Below are 17,394 nucleotides of genomic sequence, written 5' to 3'. Positions count from 1 at the left end.
TATTTAAAATTCCTGTTTCCTGACACCACCTTTCTTCATCCGACCCCATGACTATTGTTGATAAAGAAACCTTTGCGTATTGGGTAACTCACCCCAACGACATAGAAGCCAGCAATTTAGCACGGCTCGAACATACCGCTCAGGCATTTCCGTATTGCCAGATTTCCTATACGCTCCTGGCCAAAGTAGCTTCTGAGAGTGACTCGCCCCGCTTGCCTGAATTTATTCCGTTGGCCGCAGTTCATAGCCTCAACCGCAAAGGTTTGCGCCGCATAATCGAAAATGAATTTGCCTGGTCGGAGGCTATGCTGAACCGCCTCTCGGACTTGCCCCACGGCCGCACTGACTCCCGAAACAATGCCACTCCCTACGGCCTTGACAAACCGATTTCGCTGGTACGATTTGAGGATCGATTTAAAAAATATGATACAGCGCCCGACCGTGAAGCGGCGCATGAAACCAATGTTCCCAAGTTCCTGCCCGTCGATGATACCGTTTTGACTGAAAAAGTAATTGAAGAAGAATTGACCCATAAAAAGCTCAAAGTGGCCCCAATCCCCGTCATTGAGCTTTTGCCATTGCCCACTCCTAAGGAAGACGAGCGGCGTAAGCAGCAGGAAATTATTGAGGCATTTATCAAAAATGACCCCCGAATTGGCCCGATTCGTGTAAACAAAAACGAAGCGGAAATTCAGCCTGTCGACTTACTGAGTCATCGCTCACAGCCCATGCCAATGGAGGGATTAGCGACGGAATCTTTCGCAAAAATTCTGGTGAAACAAGGTAAAATTGACAAGGCTATTGACATGTATCAAAAACTGATGTTGAAAAACCCAGAAAAAAAGGATTACTTTGCGGAAAAAATTGCAGAACTAAACGCTAATTCTTAATCAGAAGGCGTCGCTGTGTAAAATATTAACAATTAAAATTAAAATACCTTTAAACTCATTTTATGTACCTGGCTCTCATTATTCTCGTGGCGATTATCGCTGTATTGTTAACATTGGTAGTACTTGTTCAAAATTCTAAGGGAGGCGGGCTTTCCAGCGAATTTAGTGGTGCAGGTACCGGTCAAATGTTTGGCGTAAAAAAAACAACTGACCTTCTCGAACAAATTACCTGGGGAATGGCCGGTGCAATTATTGTTATCTCTTTGGCTTCTTACATAATTGTTGGCGGCGGACAAACCGATCAGTCTACAATCAACAGCGTAAATGTTGAAAAGGCCCAAAATACAACCTTACCAGGTGGCAGCATCGCTCCCGCTCCATCAACTACACCGGCGCCTGCACCTGCTGCCGGGGATTCAGCCAATTAACAGAATATTATCATAAATTAAGAAAAGTACTTTTTCTTAATTTAATCAAAAAATCCAGCCTGTTCTATATAGGCTGGATTTTTTGATTTTAGCTTAAAACTGCTTTATCCCGCATGTATATACCGGATCATTAATTTCTTTGCTACCGGTAGTAAAGTTTCATCCATTGGCAATTCGGCGGGCGACTCCACCAAATAAGTAGCAGGATTTGGCATATAGGTGAACCGGCGGGTCAACTCTACCTTCATACTTTCGTAGGTTGAATGCACACTTTTACGCAGCGAGTCAACCGGGTATGTTTGAACCATTCGTTCTTTTTGTGCATCAAAAAGGGTCATCTGATAGCGAAAAATACTTAGCTCCCGACTTTTTGTCCGATGAATGAACAGATACCCTTCGTCTGAACGCAGGGGAATAATCCCTACCGGGGCAATTGTCAAAGCTGATTGTACTTCTTCCAGCCGTGATTTCCCTTCCTGCAATGTTTCCGAAAAGCGTGGAATTGCAAATTCCAGAATGCCGTTAATCTCTTCCAGGTGAGGACTGTCCTCGTATTCTTCTTTATAAATTAATTGTAATCTTTTCCAGTCCACATCGGTCAGGCTTTTAGGAAAACTCTTCCGAAGCGAGCGTTGATTTTGCCTGATGGACAAACTACTTTGGTAATGTTCATGCAGTTGGGGAAGATGCGGAAAAAGCATTTGGTTGCTAAAATCGCTTTTCACATGCTGTAAATATGCCAGTAAGACATATTTTTTGTACTCAAAATCCAGAATTCCGTCAGTAAGCCACTGGCTTGAAAGCTTTGTCATAGATAAGGAATGATTGATTTACGGGTAAAATATACACATAAATCATTAAACACCAAACTATATTTTCTCAAATATGATTCAGAAGCAACAATATTCTTTCAATAGCAGTCTATCCAGAATGTCAGCCTAAAACTGAAAAAATGACAGAGTTTTGCGCTGGCACAGAATATGCCTGTACCTATTATATCAAATGAAAGTTTGTAACAATTTTAAACCGTTAATTCTTATGTCAACTTTAACCGAAGAAAAAGTGAGCGTACAACCCTTAGCAGACCGGGTTCTGGTAGAGCCAGCTCCCGCCGAAGAAAAAACAGCCTTTGGTATTATTATTCCTGATACCGCAAAAGAAAAGCCACAACGCGGAACTGTAATTGCCGCAGGCCCCGGTAAGAAGGATGAGCCAATGACCGTGAAAGTGGGTGATACCGTCCTTTACGGAAAGTATTCTGGCACTGAGTTGGCCGTTGATGGCAAAGATTGCCTCATCATGCGTGAATCAGACATTTTTGCTATCATCGAAGCATAAGTCTGGTAACGCATTTTTTATGTTACTATCTGTAAAATCAAGTAAAACAATTAATTAATCAGCACTATGTCTAAGAGAATTTTTTTCGACTCAGAAGCTCGTGATAAAATCAAACGCGGAGTAGATACCCTGGCCGACGCCGTTAAGGTAACCCTCGGACCCCGTGGCCGCAATGTTATTATTGATAAAAAATTCGGCTCACCTACCATTACAAAAGATGGTGTGACCGTTGCCAAAGAAATAGATCTGAAAGATCCCATGGAAAATATGGGTGCTCAGCTGGTAAAAGAAGTAGCGTCTAAAACTGCTGATTCGGCAGGTGATGGTACTACCACTGCTACTGTACTTGCCCAGGCCATTTATGGTATCGGTATCAAGAACGTAGCGGCTGGCGCTAACCCAATGGATTTGAAGCGCGGTATTGACAAGGCTGTTTCAGCGATTGTTAAAAACCTCGAAACTCAGAAAAAAGTAATTTCTACTTCTAAGGAAATCGCTCAGGTGGCTACTATTTCTGCCAATCATGACGAGGAAATCGGTAATATGATTGCCGAGGCCATGGAAAAAGTAGGCAAAGAAGGTGTAATCACCGTAGAAGAAGCTCGTGGAACCGAAACCGAAGTGAAGACCGTAGAAGGTATGCAGTTCGATCGTGGCTACTTGTCGCCTTACTTCGTGACAAACACCGAGAAAATGGAAGTTGAAATGGATCGTCCTTATATTCTGATCTCAGAAAAGAAGGTTTCTTCCATGAAAGAACTTCTTCCCGTACTTGAAGCAGTAGCTCAAACCGGCCGTCCATTGATCATTCTTGCAGAAGACGTTGATGGTGAAGCACTTGCAACATTGGTTGTTAACAAAATCCGTGGTGCCTTGAAAGTTGCTGCCGTAAAAGCGCCAGGTTTTGGAGATCGTCGGAAAGCTATGCTGGAAGACATCGCAATCCTGACTGGCGGACAGGTAATCAGTGAAGAGCGTGGTTTCAAATTGGAGAACGCTACTTTGGATTATTTGGGTACCTGCGAAAAAGCAATTATCGACAAAGACAACACAACACTTGTGAACGGTGACGGCGTGAAAGAAGATATTCAGGGCCGTATCAACCAAATCAAAGCGCAAATCGAAAATACAACGTCTGACTACGATCGTGAGAAGCTTCAGGAGCGTTTGGCTAAGTTGTCAGGTGGTGTAGCAATTCTTTACATCGGTGCCGTTACTGAAACCGAAATGAAAGAAAAGAAAGACCGCGTGGACGATGCCCTGCATGCTACTCGTGCAGCTGTTGAAGAAGGCGTAGTTGCCGGTGGTGGTGTAGCGCTGATCCGTGCTTCAGAAGCATTGGACGGACTTGTTGGAAACAACGACGACGAAAACACTGGTATCAACATTATCCGCTTCGCTATTGAAGCACCTCTACGTACCATCGTGTCCAACTCCGGCCGTGAAGCGTCAGTAGTGATTCAGAAAGTTAAAGAAGGAACGGGTGCGTATGGCTACAACGCCAAAGACAATACCTACGAAGACCTTTTGGAAGCAGGTATTATTGATCCTAAAAAAGTAACTCGTTTAGCCTTAGAGAATGCTGCATCAGTTGCAGGCATGCTATTGACTACTGAGTGTGTAATTGCCGACGAACCCGAAGAAGACAAGGGTGGCGGCGGAATGCCACACGGTGGTGGCATGGGCGGCATGATGTAATCAGCACCTTTCGGAAATAGAAGTAAAGCACAGGTCTTTCGGCCTGTGCTTTTTTTGTAGCTATTGGATATTTGAAAACCCTATTACAAAAAATAATTGGGAAAGCTTGCATTTCTTTTGTGTATTTCTTAAAATTAACAATTAGTTAATATTGAGATAACATTAAAGTAATGTAGCTATGAAAAAGCAACCTATATTTTTGATCCCAACCCTGCTGTCCCTGCTGACCATTTTTATGAGCACGTATAGCTTTGGACAAGTAGCTACCCTTCCAGAATTTTTGAAAGAAAAACAGGTATGGGACGAAAAACTGATTGTAGTATATACTCCTGACGATCAGCCACTTTTGAGCAAGGAGCAATTGAATGTGCTACATCCTTACACACAGGTTTTGCGCAAAGAAAAAATTGTGCTTGTGCAACTGCCCAACAAGCTTTCCAAAGCTAACAAACTATTTCTGCAACAGAAATTTCGGTACCAACCCGATAGAATTAACGTATGGGTCTTTGATGAAAAAGGAAATATGCGGATGTGCAGTACAAAACCAATTCAGGCCGAACAGGTCTTAAAGGTATTGAACATAGAGACTCGGCCCGAAGCTGTGGTGAAAGCCAAATTCTTTCTTGAATAGGACTAAAAATAGTATTGATAACACGAAATAGCCGCCCGAAAAAATTCGGAGCGGCTATTTAATTTACTCAACGTTATGAAAAACTTCTAACTTAGGACGCTTTGAACATTCCTAAGTCACACAAGTATAAATAAAATATCTGTACTCTATTCAAAAAAAGCCAAATGCCAATTAAGAATATTTTTATGTTGACAAAAAACGCACAAAGAATGTCCTGGAAAGAAGTTGATTATATAACCGTTTTAACCTAATTAAGTTCCATTCTTTTTATCTCACCCTTTTGGCAGTTCAAATCTCCATTAATCCGTCCCGCATCATAATCCTGCGATCGGCCATTTCAGATAATTGTTCGTTATGGGTCACAATGACAAAGGTTTGATTTAATTCGTCACGCAGTTTAAAAAACAATCGATGTAAATCTTCGGCATTTCGGGAGTCCAAATTGCCGCTTGGCTCATCGGCCAAAATTATGGCGGGATTATTAAGTAAAGCCCTTGCTACGGCTACCCGCTGTTGCTCCCCACCGGAAAGTTGCGAAGGCAAATGATCCATACGACTCGAAAGCCCCAGTAAATCAAGTAAAAAAGCACCCCGTTCTTTAATTTCTTTTTCTGATTTTTTTGAGGCAATATAGCCCGGCATACATACATTTTCGAGGGCAGAAAATTCGGCAAGCAAATTGTGAAATTGAAACACAAATCCGATGCGCTCGTTGCGAAACTGCGCAAGACTTTTTTCCTGCAAAGCCGAAACATCCGTTCCCTGAATGATGACCGAGCCGCTATCTGGTCGGTCGAGCGTACCAATAATGTGTAGCAAAGTACTCTTTCCCGCTCCTGAAGCTCCCACGATAGCCACAATTTCGCCTTGCTGAATTTGAAGATCAATTCCTTTCAATACCTGTAAGGAACCATAGCTGCGCGTAATACCGTGCGCTGTAAGTAATGTCATGCTGTCAATTAAAATGATGAGCCTAAAAATCAAACCTAGGAAAGTCCCGCAACTCATTCTGCATAAAAGCCGCTGAAAACTATCCGTCGTTTTGAATTATTCGTTAATTTGCCGTGAAAATACCAATTTACTACAATACTCATGAATATTCACGAATACCAAGGTAAAAGCATTCTGAAAAAATACGGGGTACGGATTCAGGAAGGAGTCGTTGCTGACACTCCCGATAAAGCTGTTGAAGTAGCACGTAACCTCAGCGAACAGACCGGTACCAAGTGGTACGTGGTAAAATCTCAAATTCACGCCGGTGGTCGTGGAAAGGGAAAAGTCGTTGGCAGTGACCAACGCGGAGTAGCTTTGGCAAAATCGGTGGAAGACGTACGGACAATTTCCAAGAATTTGCTGGGTAAAGTTCTCGTTACTCACCAAACCGGCCCCGAAGGCAAGCAGGTAAATAAAGTCCTGATTGCGGAAGATGTGTACTACCCCGGTCCTGGTGAGCCCAAAGAATACTATTTATCCATTTTGCTGGATCGCGGCCGTAACTGCAACGTCATCATGGCAAGTACCGAAGGCGGTATGGATATTGAAGAAGTTGCTGAGCATACTCCTGAAAAAATCATCAAAGAATGGATTGATCCATCGATTGGTTTGCAGGGATTTCAGGCTCGTAAAGTAGCGTTCGCTTTGGGATTGGAAGGTGAAGCGTTCAAAGAAATGGTTAAATTCATCGGATCTTTGTACCGCGCCTACTCCGAGAGCGATGCGTCGATGTTTGAAATTAACCCGGTTCTAAAAACCTCCGATAACAAAATCCTGGCGGTTGATGCCAAGGTAGATATTGACGACAACGCCCTGTTCCGGCATTCGGAACTAGCCGAAATGCGCGATATCAGTGAGGAAGATCCGCTGGAAGTTGAGGCAGGAGCCAACAATCTGAATTACGTAAAACTTGACGGAAACGTTGGCTGTATGGTCAACGGTGCCGGACTTGCCATGGCTACCATGGATATTATCAAGTTGTCGGGTGGCGAACCGGCCAACTTCCTGGATGTTGGGGGTGGGGCAAATGCCAAAACGGTAGAGGCAGGATTTAGAATTATCCTGAAAGACCCGAACGTAAAGGCAATTTTGATCAATATTTTTGGCGGTATCGTACGTTGTGATCGCGTAGCGGCTGGTGTGGTTGAAGCCTACAAAGCTATTGGCGAAATTCCGGTACCGATCATCGTTCGCTTGCAGGGAACTAACGCCGAAGAAGGTGCCCGTATCATCAATGAATCCGGTCTGAAAGTTTATTCAGCTATTGAATTCAAAGAAGCGGCAACTCGTGTAACTGAGGTTTTGGCAGAATTAGGCGTGTAAGAAGTAATTTGCATACATCATTACCTTCGGGGTGACTTCTGCACAGAAGTCACCCCGTTTTTGTAAAAATTAGATTAACGAACCCTGGGCTTCGGAAAACACATGGAACAGCGTCCTTTTTTTGATCTTTCGTACCTTGCCCACGGCACCCAAAAACAGCAGCGAGTATTTGAGTTGCTTACCAATAATTACATTTTTGAAATTTTACGCCCCTTTTCGCCGGTTCTCACGGGTACAATCCCGTTGGATATTGATACAGATACAAGTGATTTGGATATCATTTGCTGCTTTCAGGAATCTTCCGTTTTTCAACAATTAATTTATGAGAATTGGCAAACTGCTGCTGGATTTTCTGTAAAATCTTATACAATCAATAAACGTCCAACCATCCTTGCACGTTTTTACCTGGATGAAATTCCGGTAGAAATTTTTGGTCAAAATCGACCAACCGATCAGCAGGAAGCGTATAAACATTTGTTAATTGAAGACCACCTTTTGAAAAAATATGGAGAACCTTTCAAATTACAAGTAAAAGAATTAAAAAGTAAAGGCTGGAAAACCGAACCCGCCTTTGCCAAACTGCTACATTTGGAAGGTGACCCTTACCTTGCCTTATTGAATATGACCCGTTGAATTACAATACATTAAACAAACTTACCAATCTCCTCTCAGGTCTTTTTTGTTTGAGATTTATGGGCAATCATCTTATGGTATTTGTCCAATACCTATCTTTGCCGTCCGAAACAAATTGACATTTCATGGATTTTCGTTACAAAGCAGGATTTGTATTTTTGGCCAGTATGGCCTGTGGTTCCGTTTGGGCTCAAACTGATAGCACCGCACAACGGGACGGTGGTACGCTTAATCAGCTGACAATAGCCGCTTCGCGAACTGCTGAGCGCGTGATGGAAAGTCCCGTCACGGTGGAACATATCCCTTCAATTGAGTTACAAAAATTTCCGGGCACGGATCTGATTTCTAGTCTTTCGCGGTTCAAGGGAATTGACGTGAGTCAGTCGAGTTGGTTAATTACAAGTTTCAGCACCCGAGGATTTAATAGCAATAAAGCTGAGCGCGTAGTTCAACTAGCAGATTTTGTAGATGTTACCTCTCCTACTGCTTCCCTCTACTATGGCAATTGGGTCGGTATTTCGGACCTCGATCTGGCGAGCGTTGACATCGTCCATGGCGCAAACTCTGCGCTGTATGGGTCCAATGCCCTGAATGGTGTGATGTTGATGCATTCCAAAGACCCATTTGAAACACCAGGTGTGACGGCCTCAGTACGTGGAGGAAATCGTAATCTGATTGATCTTCAATTCCGCTATGCACAGGTTTTTGGTAAAAAATTAGCCTTCAAGCTGAATGCAAATTATTTCTCTGCTGACGAATTCGTAGCTCAGGGTGAAGAGGCAATCAATCGTGTAACCTCAGGAGGTCTGGCCGGGGCCGATCCTGCCAACAATGCTACGGGTTCACCACTTGGCTGGAATGCCGTAAATCGGTATGGCGATGGCGGACTTACGGTAAATACTCCGGCCCTGACCGCCCTCAACAATGGGCAGCCTTTTCGGATTTATACACCCGGCTACTCAGAAGCAGACATGCTGTGGGCCAAAGCCCCCGGCGATTTGTTTACGGTGCTCGGTAACAGCTACAAAGCTGGAAATATCCGAATCAATCCTTCTCTCCATTACCGAATTAATGATCGTATAAAGCTGGTCTATGAATACCGCTACACGTTTAGCAACGGGATTTTCCAAAGCAGCAGTCGATATGCTCAACGGGCCATGCAGTATGACCTACACCGGGCCGAACTTTCTGGAAAAGGCTGGTTTGTAAGGGCTTACACGGTGTATGATTACGGTGGAAAAGCGTATGATTTAAGTTCCCTCGGCAATGGAATCATGGGTAGCGTGATGGCCCCGGGCACCACTGCTGCCGGTGGAAGGTACCCTACATACAGCCAAAATTACTTTGCACTATGGAATCAGGTCTTTACTGCTGCACGTACCAACGGCTTGCCTGCCAATACAACTTTAAATGGAATTTATGCCCCAAATCCAACGGGAGATGCCCCTTCGCTGTTTAGTCTGCCGCAACAGATTCCGGGAGGTTTGGGCATTGCTGAGGCTCAGCAACTCGCTTCACAATTGTCTGCACAGTCGCTACTGCCGGTCAATAGCAAAGCGTTTGAAACGCTGCGTCAACAGATAGTAAATGGCGTCGGAAGTATCGAAATTAACGGTGCGCGCACGGTACGTGGCGCAGCCTTTGCCAACACGGCGCGTTTCTGGGATTTGAGTACGCAAAAAGAATGGCAGCTAACATCCACAACGCACGTAGTAGCGGGGGGTTCTTTTCGTAGACATCAGCTTCAATCGGCTGGAACATTGCTGGCCGATGGAGATAAATCGCCGATAAAACCCGGTACAAATGAGGTACTACTTCGCGATCAGATTGTAAATCAGGAAGGCGGTGTGTATGGCCAAATTCGGCAGGATCTGCTACAAAATCGTCTTCGTGTGGCCTTTGCCGGACGTTTAGATCATTTTCAGAATTTTGGCACCCGATTTTCTCCCCGATTGTCAGGCGTATACGCATTGGGTAAAAATCGGGAACACGTACTTCGGCTCAGCTATGCGCAGGCGTATCGTCAGCCCGCTCAGTTGGATCAATACATCTATCTGGACTTTGGCTCGCTGCTGGTGCAGGGAAATATTGATCGGGGGTTTCAGGGATTAAACGCGGTTTCTACTTTACCGAACGGTCAACCAAATCCTGATTTTTTGAAACCTCAAACTATAAAAAACCTATCGCCCGAACAGGCTAATACCTGGGAAATTGGATACAAAGGACAACTCCTGAAAGGACTTTACCTCGACGCAAGCTACTACCGAGCCCGCTATCAGGACTTTATCGGCACACTGCGGTTTTATGGCCGGGAAGACGGTTTGGCCGTAGAAGGTATGCCTTTTCCAACTGCCACCGGCGATTTTGCCAAACCTGCCAATGACCGTACGCGCGGACGACTGATTCAGGTGTGGGCAAATGCTGAACAACAGGTTCAAACTCAGGGTGTTGTTCTTGCCGTTGATTATTACACCAACCGTGCCCTGCATCTGTACAGCAACTATACCTACGCACACATCAATGAAGACGACGTTTCAGGCTTGATTTTGGGCTTCAATACGCCTACTCACAAAGTAAATCTGGGATTGAGCGGCACGCATCAAAAACTGACGTATAGTGCCAACTATCGCTACCAAACGGGCTTTACCTTTTTTATGCCTTTCGACGAAGGCGAAATTCCGGCTTATGGAACCGTTGATGCTCAGCTTGGCTATAAACTGACAGGTCTAAACAGTACTGTCCGTCTTGGGGGAACCAACCTCACCAACGCTAATGCACTATCTGCTTACGGCTCCGCCGCAATGGGCCGGGTGGTATATCTCGGCTGGGCGTTAGGCTTGAACTAGTTGTATTGGGAGAAGATTTCCTGGAATTCTTCTCCCAATCGTTTGAATATCAATTTGCAGGTAAATTCCGGGTAATCTTTTAGGCTTTTCGTTTGTTTTGATTATAGTACGTTTCATTCATACAAACCAAACCTATGGAAAATCTAAATGCGATAGGACTTGATACCGCCAAGTCGGAAGAACTAGCCACAAAACTCAATGAATTACTAGCCAATTATTCCATTTTTTACCAAAATGTACGTGGATATCATTGGAATATTAAGGGTCAAAAGTTTTTTGAACTTCACCTTAAATTTGAAGAATTATATAACGATTTGCTGCTAAAAATTGATGAGATCGCTGAGCGTATTCTTACTTTGGGCTACTCGCCTGTTCATAATTATTCGAGCTACGCAAAAACTTCAAAAATCGTTGAAAGTTCCGAAGTATCGGACGGCATAAAGGCGGTAGAGGATATTTTGAAATCATTCAAAGCAACCATTTTAATCCAACGTGAACTTCTGGCACTTTCTGCCGACGCCGAAGATGAAGGTACCAATGCATTGATGAGTGATTATATACGGGCACAGGAAAAACTAGTGTGGATGTACTCTTCCTTTTTAAGTAAGTAAATCTACGCTTAACCACTTTGCCAGTCCAAGGCGTTAGAAAACTAGAATAACAGGCTTCTGAGGGGTAGTATATACTTTCAGAAGCCTGTTATTTTTATGAAACGCCCCTTTATCCAAGTTTTTCTAATCCTATTTCTTACGTCAACTTCGGCAATTTGGGCGCAAACTGCCGATCCGGTTCCACCTTTTTCCTGGTGGAATCCGACCTCAGCAACTTTTCCAGTGCTCGAAGGGCAGGCATGGCCCAAAGGAGTCAGAAATTTTTATGATCGCCTGCCGGGCCGGGCAGAAGGAAATGTACGCACGCCGGTTTGGAACCTCTCCCGACAGTCGGCCGGGCTCATGTTACGCTTTAGGTCCGATGCTGCTCAGATCAAAATCCGATACGTGGTGGAGGGGCGTCATGCCTTGCCACACATGCCCGCTACGGGTGTCAGTGGCCTGGATCTATATGCCCGCGACAGCGATGGCAACTGGCAGTGGGCCACAGCAAAGTATACATTTGGGGATACGATTGAATACCACTTTCGGAATTTAAAACCCAATGACAACTACCACAAGCGCGGGCGTGAGTATCGGTTGTACCTTCCGCTCTATAATTCTGTAAAATGGCTGGAAATTGGAGTGCCTGAAAATACGCAATTTTCTGCTTTACCCGCCCGGACGGATAAACCGCTGGTAATATATGGAACTTCCATTGCGCAGGGCGCCTGCGCCTCACGTCCCGGCATGGCCTGGCCTACGATTGTTTCCCGAAAGCTGGATCATCCACTTATCAACCTTGGGTTTTCGGGAAACGGGCGACTGGAACCGGAAATTTTGGAAATGGTTGCAGAAATTGATGCCAGGGTTTTTGTGTTGGATTGTCTGCCCAATCTCGTCGTTCGGGAGGATTATCCGTTGGCTGAGGTAAAAACGCGGATTTTAAACGCTGTTCGTATGCTCCGCAAAAAACATCCAACTACGCCAATTCTTCTGGCCGAACACGCAGGCTACACCGACGAAGCCATCAATCCGATCAGCGGTCCACGCTACGCCGAACCTAATGAAGTTTTGCGTGAAGCTTTTTCCCAACTTTTAGGCGAGGGAGTTAAAGAGCTTTACCTCATTTCAAAAAAGGATTTTGAGCAAGACATCGAAAGCATGGTAGATGGCACTCATCCCAATGATTTAGGCATGATGCGCTACGCAGAAGGTTATGAGAAAAAACTGAGGACGTTGCTAAATGAACCGAAAGGCACAGTGTCTACTACCCAACCGACCATTCAAATGCGTGAACCCGACAACTATGACTGGGATACCCGGCACCGGGAAATTCTACGGATGAATCAGGAAAATCCGCCGAAGGTTTTGATGATTGGAAATTCAATTACACACTTTTGGGGCGGCCTGCCGGAGGGTCCGCATAGGCGCGGCGCAGATTCGTGGAAGGCAGTTTTTGACCCACAAAACACCCGAAACCTGGGCTATGGCTGGGACCGAATTGAAAATGTACTCTGGCGAATCTATCACGGAGAACTCGATGGATATGAAGCAAATCAGATTTATGTAATGATTGGAACCAATAATTTTCATCTAAATACGGATGAAGAAATTCTGACGGGTTGGCGAATGCTGATCGAGGCTATTAGGCACCGGCAACCAACGGCTACTCTTACGATGACGGGTGTGTATCCACGCCGTAAAGAAGAAAAACGTGTAGTAGCTCTGAATCAAAAACTTGAAGCATTGACCCGGGAAATGGGAGTAAAATATCTGGACGCAGGCAAAGTACTTTTGAAACCGGATGGCACTATAAATGAAACTCTTTTCACCGATGGATTGCATCCAAATGCCGACGGATATCGACTATTGAGTAACCAATACAACAATAGATAGTTTAAACTGATTTTGTATTTATACAGGATCAGTTTAAAAACCAAATGTTTATTGAGGAAGTATTTTCATGGAAAATGGGTGCAGAAACAGGCTTCTAAGATTCTCAGAGGCATTTTCTTAGTACCCATTTTTTTGTTTAATTCTACTTCAATCAGAATCTTACAGTTATAATAAACTAAAAACTGGATATCCGGGGAATAATTCACTAGCTTAGTCGTTGTAACTTTGTTGAAAACAAACATTTATAACTTTTTGTAGCTGATGTCCAAACGACTGACTATCTCCGCAGCCGTATTTTCACTTCTGTTATTCATCATCGCTCAATCTTATTTTGCTGATTTAAGCGAGACATTTTTCACCCCCAATCGATCTGATTTTTTACCCAAAGAACAACTTGTTCCGCCCGCACCCAAAATTTATGGAATTTCGACTGATTCTCTTCAAGTAGTGGAAGGCAGTATATTGTCAGGAGAAACCATGTCAACGCTCCTATCAAATTACAATATCAGTACCGCAACGATTCATTCTTTGGCCCAAAAAGCGCAGTCGGTATTTGCTCTGCGACGCATACGGGCCAATCAACGCTACACGTTACTTCATTCCACAGACTCAGTCCGTACGGCCCGTTATTTCATCTATGAACCCAATGAAACCGAATACGTAATCTACGATTTGCGAGATAGCCTCGCCGTTACACTTCATCAGCGCAAGGTTGAGACCGTCGAGCGCGAACTTGTGGGAGAGATCCACGGCTCGCTTTATCAATCAGTTATTGAGGCTGGCGGAACTCCCGGGCTTGTGGATCAGCTTGCTGATATTTATGCCTGGCGTCTGGATCTTAATCATATTCAGGCAGGAGATATTTTTAAATTAATTTTCGAGGAAAAACAAATTAACGGTAAAACCATTGAGCAAGGTCAACTGAAAGGAGCCTATATTGAGCATAACGGTACTCCCTTATACGCCATCGGTTTTGATCAGGGAAACGGTATCGCTTACTTTGATCAGGACGGGCAGAGTTTCAAAAAAGCCTTCCTGAAAGAGCCGGTTGAATACAGCCGCATCAGTTCTCGCTATACCAATCGGCGGTTTCATCCGGTGCAGAAACGCTTCAAAGCTCACCTTGGCACCGACTTTGCCGCACCGCGAGGCACACCAATCCGAAGTGTAGGCGATGGCATAGTACTGGAAGCTGCCCGAGCCGCCGGCAATGGTATTTATGTAAAGATTCGCCATAACAAAACATATACGACCCAATACCTTCACATGTCCAAATTTGCCAAAGGAATTCGTCGTGGCGCGCGTGTGAGTATGGGCCAAACCATTGGTTATGTTGGGAGTACAGGCCTATCCACCGGGCCACATCTTTGTTTTCGGTTCTGGAAAAATGGTCGGCAGGTAGATGCTTTAAAAGAAAAACTACCATTGGCAAAACCAGTAGAACCGAAGCATCAGGTTGCCTTCACGGCTGCCAAAGAACAGATTTTGGAGCAAATGCTTGCCATGGATGCCTCTTTTCAGCTAGAAAATCGATTGGCTGTTAAAGAAGAAAAAGCCGATCAATCATCCATTTAATTAATTCGTAAGTTAAAGTCGGGTTAACTCCTGGCTTAATTACCCGCCTTATTCCAGCTATATCCTTTTAATATTTCAAAACTACGAATCAGGTTCATAAGGGTTTATAACCTTTTGAACCTGATTTTTTTCATAGGTAACTATTTGCATGGGTTTTATTATGTTTTGGTGTATTTTTCCCGAAAATTGAACAATTCAAAAATCAAATTAAACTAAAACAACATGGATATGTAAAACAACCTTAAAAAACCACCCAAATTACATTCACCCTCTCACCACCTTCGAACATGGAAATTTTTGAAACCCTCGATCCTTTGCTCAAAACGTTTTGGTACGTTGCCATTCCAACCACCCTTATTTTCACTATTCAAACAGCGATGACCTTCCTGGGCACAGATGCATTGGATGGAATTGGGGCGGATTTTGATGGCGATTTTGATACCGTTGATGCTCCTTTCCAACTATTCTCGTTAAGAAATTTGATCAATTTTCTTCTGGGATTCAGCTGGTCCGGAATATCCCTGTTTTACTCCTTTTCATCGCCTCTCGTGCTCCTTTCAGTAGCTGTGTTGATTGGACTTTTCTTTGTGTACTTCTTCTTTTTTACAATCACCCAACTGCAAAAATTAGCAGAAGATAATTCTTTTCAGTTAAGTAGTGCATTGAATAAAACAGCAGAAGTATACCTGACAATTCCTGAATATAAAAGCGGTAAAGGTAAAATTCTGGTACACGTAAATGGTTCCCTTCGCGAACTTGATGCTATTACAGATCAGGAAAAGATACCTTCGGGCTCATTGGTTCGCGTATTGACTATTGAAAACAACAGCCTCTTATTAGTTGAAACCCTCTAATATTTACTACAAATGACTCCAATTATTCTTATCGTCGTTTTTGCCGTAGTCGTTTTTGCGACTATTACGGCTTTGATTTCCCGCTACAAGCGCTGTCCGTCTGACAAAATACTGGTAATTTATGGTCGTACCGGTGGCACTTCGGCCAAATGTATTCATGGCGGCGGAGCTTTCATATGGCCGGTTATTCAGGATTATGCCTTTCTGGACCTCAAACCTTTGTCAATTGAGGCCAATTTGACCAATGCCCTAAGCCGTCAAAACATCCGTGTGGATGTTCCCTGCCGTTTTACGATTGCAATCTCTACTGAAACAGACAGCATGAATACTGCTGCCGAACGACTGTTGGGTCTTTCATCAGAGCAGATTCAGGAATTGGCAAAAGACATACTTTTCGGGCAATTGCGATTAGTTATTGCCACAATGACCATTGAGGAAATCAACTCCGACCGGGATAAATTTCTTGAAAATATTTCCAAAAACGTAGACAGTGAGCTTCGTAAAATTGGCCTAAAACTGATCAACGTAAACGTAACCGACATCAAAGATGAGTCGGGTTATATTGAAGCGTTGGGCAAGGAGGCAGCCGCCAAAGCAATTAATGAAGCCAAAATAAGCGTGGCCGAACAGGAAAAAATTGGAGAGACCGGCAAAGCCCTTGCAGACCGGGAAAAAGATACGCAGATTGCCGAAACGCACCGCGACCGTGATGTAAAGATTGCGATTACCCAAAAAGACAAAGAAATCAGCATTGCCACGGCCGTCAAAGACGAAACGATTGGTAAAGCAGAAGCGCAACGTGATACGCGAGTCAAAATTTCGGAGGCCAATGCCATCGCTATTCAGGGTGAAAATGAAGCTAAAATTTCGATTGCAAATTCGGAGGCGCTACGCCGTGAAAAAGAAGCCGAATCTTTGCGTATTGCAATTTCTGCCGAGAAAGTACAGCAAGCCAAAGCTCTGGAAGAATCGTACCTTGCCGAACAACGGGCGGAAATGGCGCGCTCAGAACGGGAACGCTCCACGCAGATTGCCAACATTGTTATCCCGGCGGAAATTGCCAGACAGCGGGCCATTATTGAAGCTCAGGCTATGGCAGAAACCGTAAGGGAAAATGCCAAAGGGGAAGCCGATGCGATTTTTGCAAAAATGGAAGCCGAAGCAAAAGGTTTATATGAAATACTTACAAAACAGGCAGAAGGTTATAAGCAGGTGGTAGAAGCCGCTGGCGGTGACCCTAACAAGGCCTTCCAGTTATTGTTGATCGAGAAACTACCGGAGTTGGTAAAAACTCAGGTTGAAGCGGTCAAAAATATTAAAATTGATAAAATTACCGTATGGGATTCAGGGAGCGGACAACAGGAAAACGGCCAATCGTCAACGGCCAATTTTGTTTCTGGCATGATGAAAACCGTGCCGCCACTTAACGATCTGTTTAATATGGCCGGTCTAAATCTGCCAACATACCTCAAAGGACCCGAGGCAGAAAAAAAAGAAGAGTTAAATCAATAAGTTATTTGTTAAAAAGTATCGGGGTATTGTTTCTTACCTCGATACTTTTTCTTACCCCTCCTTCTCCCATGCCCCAGCGGATTACCAACATTCATGACAAGTTTGTAAAGGATTTACTTTCCCAAAAAGAACTGGCCATCGCATTTTTGCAGGAATACCTTCCCGGGGAAGTCGCACAGATCCT

General features: G+C 44.1%; 16 protein-coding genes. 14 read left to right on the top strand and 2 right to left on the bottom strand.

The annotated features are described in order from the left end of the window. Positions 1-47 precede the first annotated feature (47 nt). Together EZE20_RS07180 and secG are read left to right on the top strand one after the other, a co-directional pair. Positions 48-890, top strand: a complete 843-nt coding sequence (locus EZE20_RS07180; RefSeq protein WP_132116011.1) for a hypothetical protein — start codon at positions 48-50, stop codon at positions 888-890. Positions 891-952: 62 nt separating this feature from the next. After that, positions 953-1,318: a preprotein translocase subunit SecG gene (gene secG, locus EZE20_RS07175; protein WP_132116009.1), complete on the top strand. Its 366-nt coding sequence runs from the start codon at positions 953-955 to the stop codon at positions 1,316-1,318. Between the two features lie 104 nt (positions 1,319-1,422). Here the strand turns inward: secG and EZE20_RS07170 are convergent, their stop codons facing one another. Further along, positions 1,423-2,130, bottom strand: a complete 708-nt coding sequence (locus EZE20_RS07170) for a hypothetical protein (protein WP_132116007.1) — start codon at positions 2,128-2,130, stop codon at positions 1,423-1,425. A gap of 226 nt (positions 2,131-2,356) precedes the next feature. On the opposite strand from EZE20_RS07170, the gene EZE20_RS07165 reads away from it, so the two are divergent. From EZE20_RS07165 to EZE20_RS07155, 3 genes are all read left to right on the top strand, one after another. Continuing rightward, the gene (locus EZE20_RS07165; protein WP_132116005.1) at positions 2,357-2,656 is read left to right on the top strand and encodes a co-chaperone GroES; all 300 of its coding nucleotides are present in this window, start codon (positions 2,357-2,359) and stop codon (positions 2,654-2,656) included. A 66-nt stretch (positions 2,657-2,722) separates the two neighbouring features. Then, a complete protein-coding gene (groL, locus tag EZE20_RS07160) occupies positions 2,723-4,354 on the top strand; it encodes a chaperonin GroEL (protein ID WP_132116003.1) in 1,632 nt (543 codons plus the stop codon). 178 nt (positions 4,355-4,532) lie between these two features. Beyond that, a complete protein-coding gene (locus EZE20_RS07155; RefSeq protein ID WP_132116001.1) occupies positions 4,533-4,985 on the top strand; it encodes a hypothetical protein in 453 nt (150 codons plus the stop codon). A gap of 288 nt (positions 4,986-5,273) precedes the next feature. Here the strand turns inward: EZE20_RS07155 and EZE20_RS07150 are convergent, their stop codons facing one another. Beyond that, positions 5,274-5,936, bottom strand: coding sequence for an ABC transporter ATP-binding protein (locus tag EZE20_RS07150; RefSeq protein ID WP_132115999.1), 663 nt, complete (start codon positions 5,934-5,936; stop codon positions 5,274-5,276). A gap of 141 nt (positions 5,937-6,077) precedes the next feature. Here EZE20_RS07150 and sucC point away from each other — a divergent pair, with 141 nt between their 5' ends. From sucC to EZE20_RS24620, 9 genes are all read left to right on the top strand, one after another. Next, entirely contained in the window at positions 6,078-7,301 is a 1,224-nt protein-coding gene (sucC, locus tag EZE20_RS07145) for an ADP-forming succinate--CoA ligase subunit beta (protein WP_132115997.1), read from the top strand. A gap of 102 nt (positions 7,302-7,403) precedes the next feature. Beyond that, positions 7,404-7,934, top strand: a complete 531-nt coding sequence (locus EZE20_RS07140) for a DUF4269 domain-containing protein (protein ID WP_132115995.1) — start codon at positions 7,404-7,406, stop codon at positions 7,932-7,934. 125 nt (positions 7,935-8,059) lie between these two features. Next, positions 8,060-10,780, top strand: a complete 2,721-nt coding sequence (locus tag EZE20_RS07135) for a TonB-dependent receptor (protein WP_132115993.1) — start codon at positions 8,060-8,062, stop codon at positions 10,778-10,780. Positions 10,781-10,914: 134 nt separating this feature from the next. Continuing rightward, entirely contained in the window at positions 10,915-11,391 is a 477-nt protein-coding gene (locus EZE20_RS07130; RefSeq protein ID WP_132115991.1) for a Dps family protein, read from the top strand. A gap of 96 nt (positions 11,392-11,487) precedes the next feature. Next, positions 11,488-13,269 (top strand): SGNH/GDSL hydrolase family protein, encoded by a 1,782-nt coding sequence (locus EZE20_RS07125; RefSeq protein ID WP_132115989.1) that lies wholly within the window; start codon positions 11,488-11,490, stop codon positions 13,267-13,269. A gap of 261 nt (positions 13,270-13,530) precedes the next feature. After that, positions 13,531-14,844, top strand: a complete 1,314-nt coding sequence (locus tag EZE20_RS07120) for a peptidoglycan DD-metalloendopeptidase family protein (RefSeq protein ID WP_132115987.1) — start codon at positions 13,531-13,533, stop codon at positions 14,842-14,844. Between the two features lie 287 nt (positions 14,845-15,131). After that, positions 15,132-15,698, top strand: a complete 567-nt coding sequence (locus tag EZE20_RS07115; RefSeq protein WP_132115985.1) for an NfeD family protein — start codon at positions 15,132-15,134, stop codon at positions 15,696-15,698. A gap of 12 nt (positions 15,699-15,710) precedes the next feature. Then, positions 15,711-17,210 (top strand): flotillin family protein, encoded by a 1,500-nt coding sequence (locus EZE20_RS07110; RefSeq protein WP_132115983.1) that lies wholly within the window; start codon positions 15,711-15,713, stop codon positions 17,208-17,210. A gap of 68 nt (positions 17,211-17,278) precedes the next feature. Further along, positions 17,279-17,394: Rpn family recombination-promoting nuclease/putative transposase (locus EZE20_RS24620; RefSeq protein ID WP_165933433.1), on the top strand; the 116-nt coding region annotated here is incomplete at its 3' end.

Source organism: Arundinibacter roseus (genome assembly GCF_004348825.1).
GTDB lineage: Bacteria > Bacteroidota > Bacteroidia > Cytophagales > Spirosomataceae > Arundinibacter > Arundinibacter roseus.
Note: the sequence above shows the minus strand (reverse complement) of the source record. Positions and strands in the feature narration are given on the sequence as shown.

What these genes read in the sequence shown, in the direction of transcription:
- EZE20_RS07180 (WP_132116011.1), top strand. Translation starts at nt 48, where the DNA reads ATGACTATTGTTGATAAAGAAACCTTTGCGTATTGGGTAACTCACCCC.
- secG (WP_132116009.1), top strand. Translation starts at nt 953, where the DNA reads ATGTACCTGGCTCTCATTATTCTCGTGGCGATTATCGCTGTATTGTTA.
- EZE20_RS07170 (WP_132116007.1), bottom strand. Translation starts at nt 2,130, where the DNA reads ATGACAAAGCTTTCAAGCCAGTGGCTTACTGACGGAATTCTGGATTTT.
- EZE20_RS07165 (WP_132116005.1), top strand. Translation starts at nt 2,357, where the DNA reads ATGTCAACTTTAACCGAAGAAAAAGTGAGCGTACAACCCTTAGCAGAC.
- groL (WP_132116003.1), top strand. Translation starts at nt 2,723, where the DNA reads ATGTCTAAGAGAATTTTTTTCGACTCAGAAGCTCGTGATAAAATCAAA.
- EZE20_RS07155 (WP_132116001.1), top strand. Translation starts at nt 4,533, where the DNA reads ATGAAAAAGCAACCTATATTTTTGATCCCAACCCTGCTGTCCCTGCTG.
- EZE20_RS07150 (WP_132115999.1), bottom strand. Translation starts at nt 5,936, where the DNA reads ATGACATTACTTACAGCGCACGGTATTACGCGCAGCTATGGTTCCTTA.
- sucC (WP_132115997.1), top strand. Translation starts at nt 6,078, where the DNA reads ATGAATATTCACGAATACCAAGGTAAAAGCATTCTGAAAAAATACGGG.
- EZE20_RS07140 (WP_132115995.1), top strand. Translation starts at nt 7,404, where the DNA reads ATGGAACAGCGTCCTTTTTTTGATCTTTCGTACCTTGCCCACGGCACC.
- EZE20_RS07135 (WP_132115993.1), top strand. Translation starts at nt 8,060, where the DNA reads ATGGATTTTCGTTACAAAGCAGGATTTGTATTTTTGGCCAGTATGGCC.
- EZE20_RS07130 (WP_132115991.1), top strand. Translation starts at nt 10,915, where the DNA reads ATGGAAAATCTAAATGCGATAGGACTTGATACCGCCAAGTCGGAAGAA.
- EZE20_RS07125 (WP_132115989.1), top strand. Translation starts at nt 11,488, where the DNA reads ATGAAACGCCCCTTTATCCAAGTTTTTCTAATCCTATTTCTTACGTCA.
- EZE20_RS07120 (WP_132115987.1), top strand. Translation starts at nt 13,531, where the DNA reads ATGTCCAAACGACTGACTATCTCCGCAGCCGTATTTTCACTTCTGTTA.
- EZE20_RS07115 (WP_132115985.1), top strand. Translation starts at nt 15,132, where the DNA reads ATGGAAATTTTTGAAACCCTCGATCCTTTGCTCAAAACGTTTTGGTAC.
- EZE20_RS07110 (WP_132115983.1), top strand. Translation starts at nt 15,711, where the DNA reads ATGACTCCAATTATTCTTATCGTCGTTTTTGCCGTAGTCGTTTTTGCG.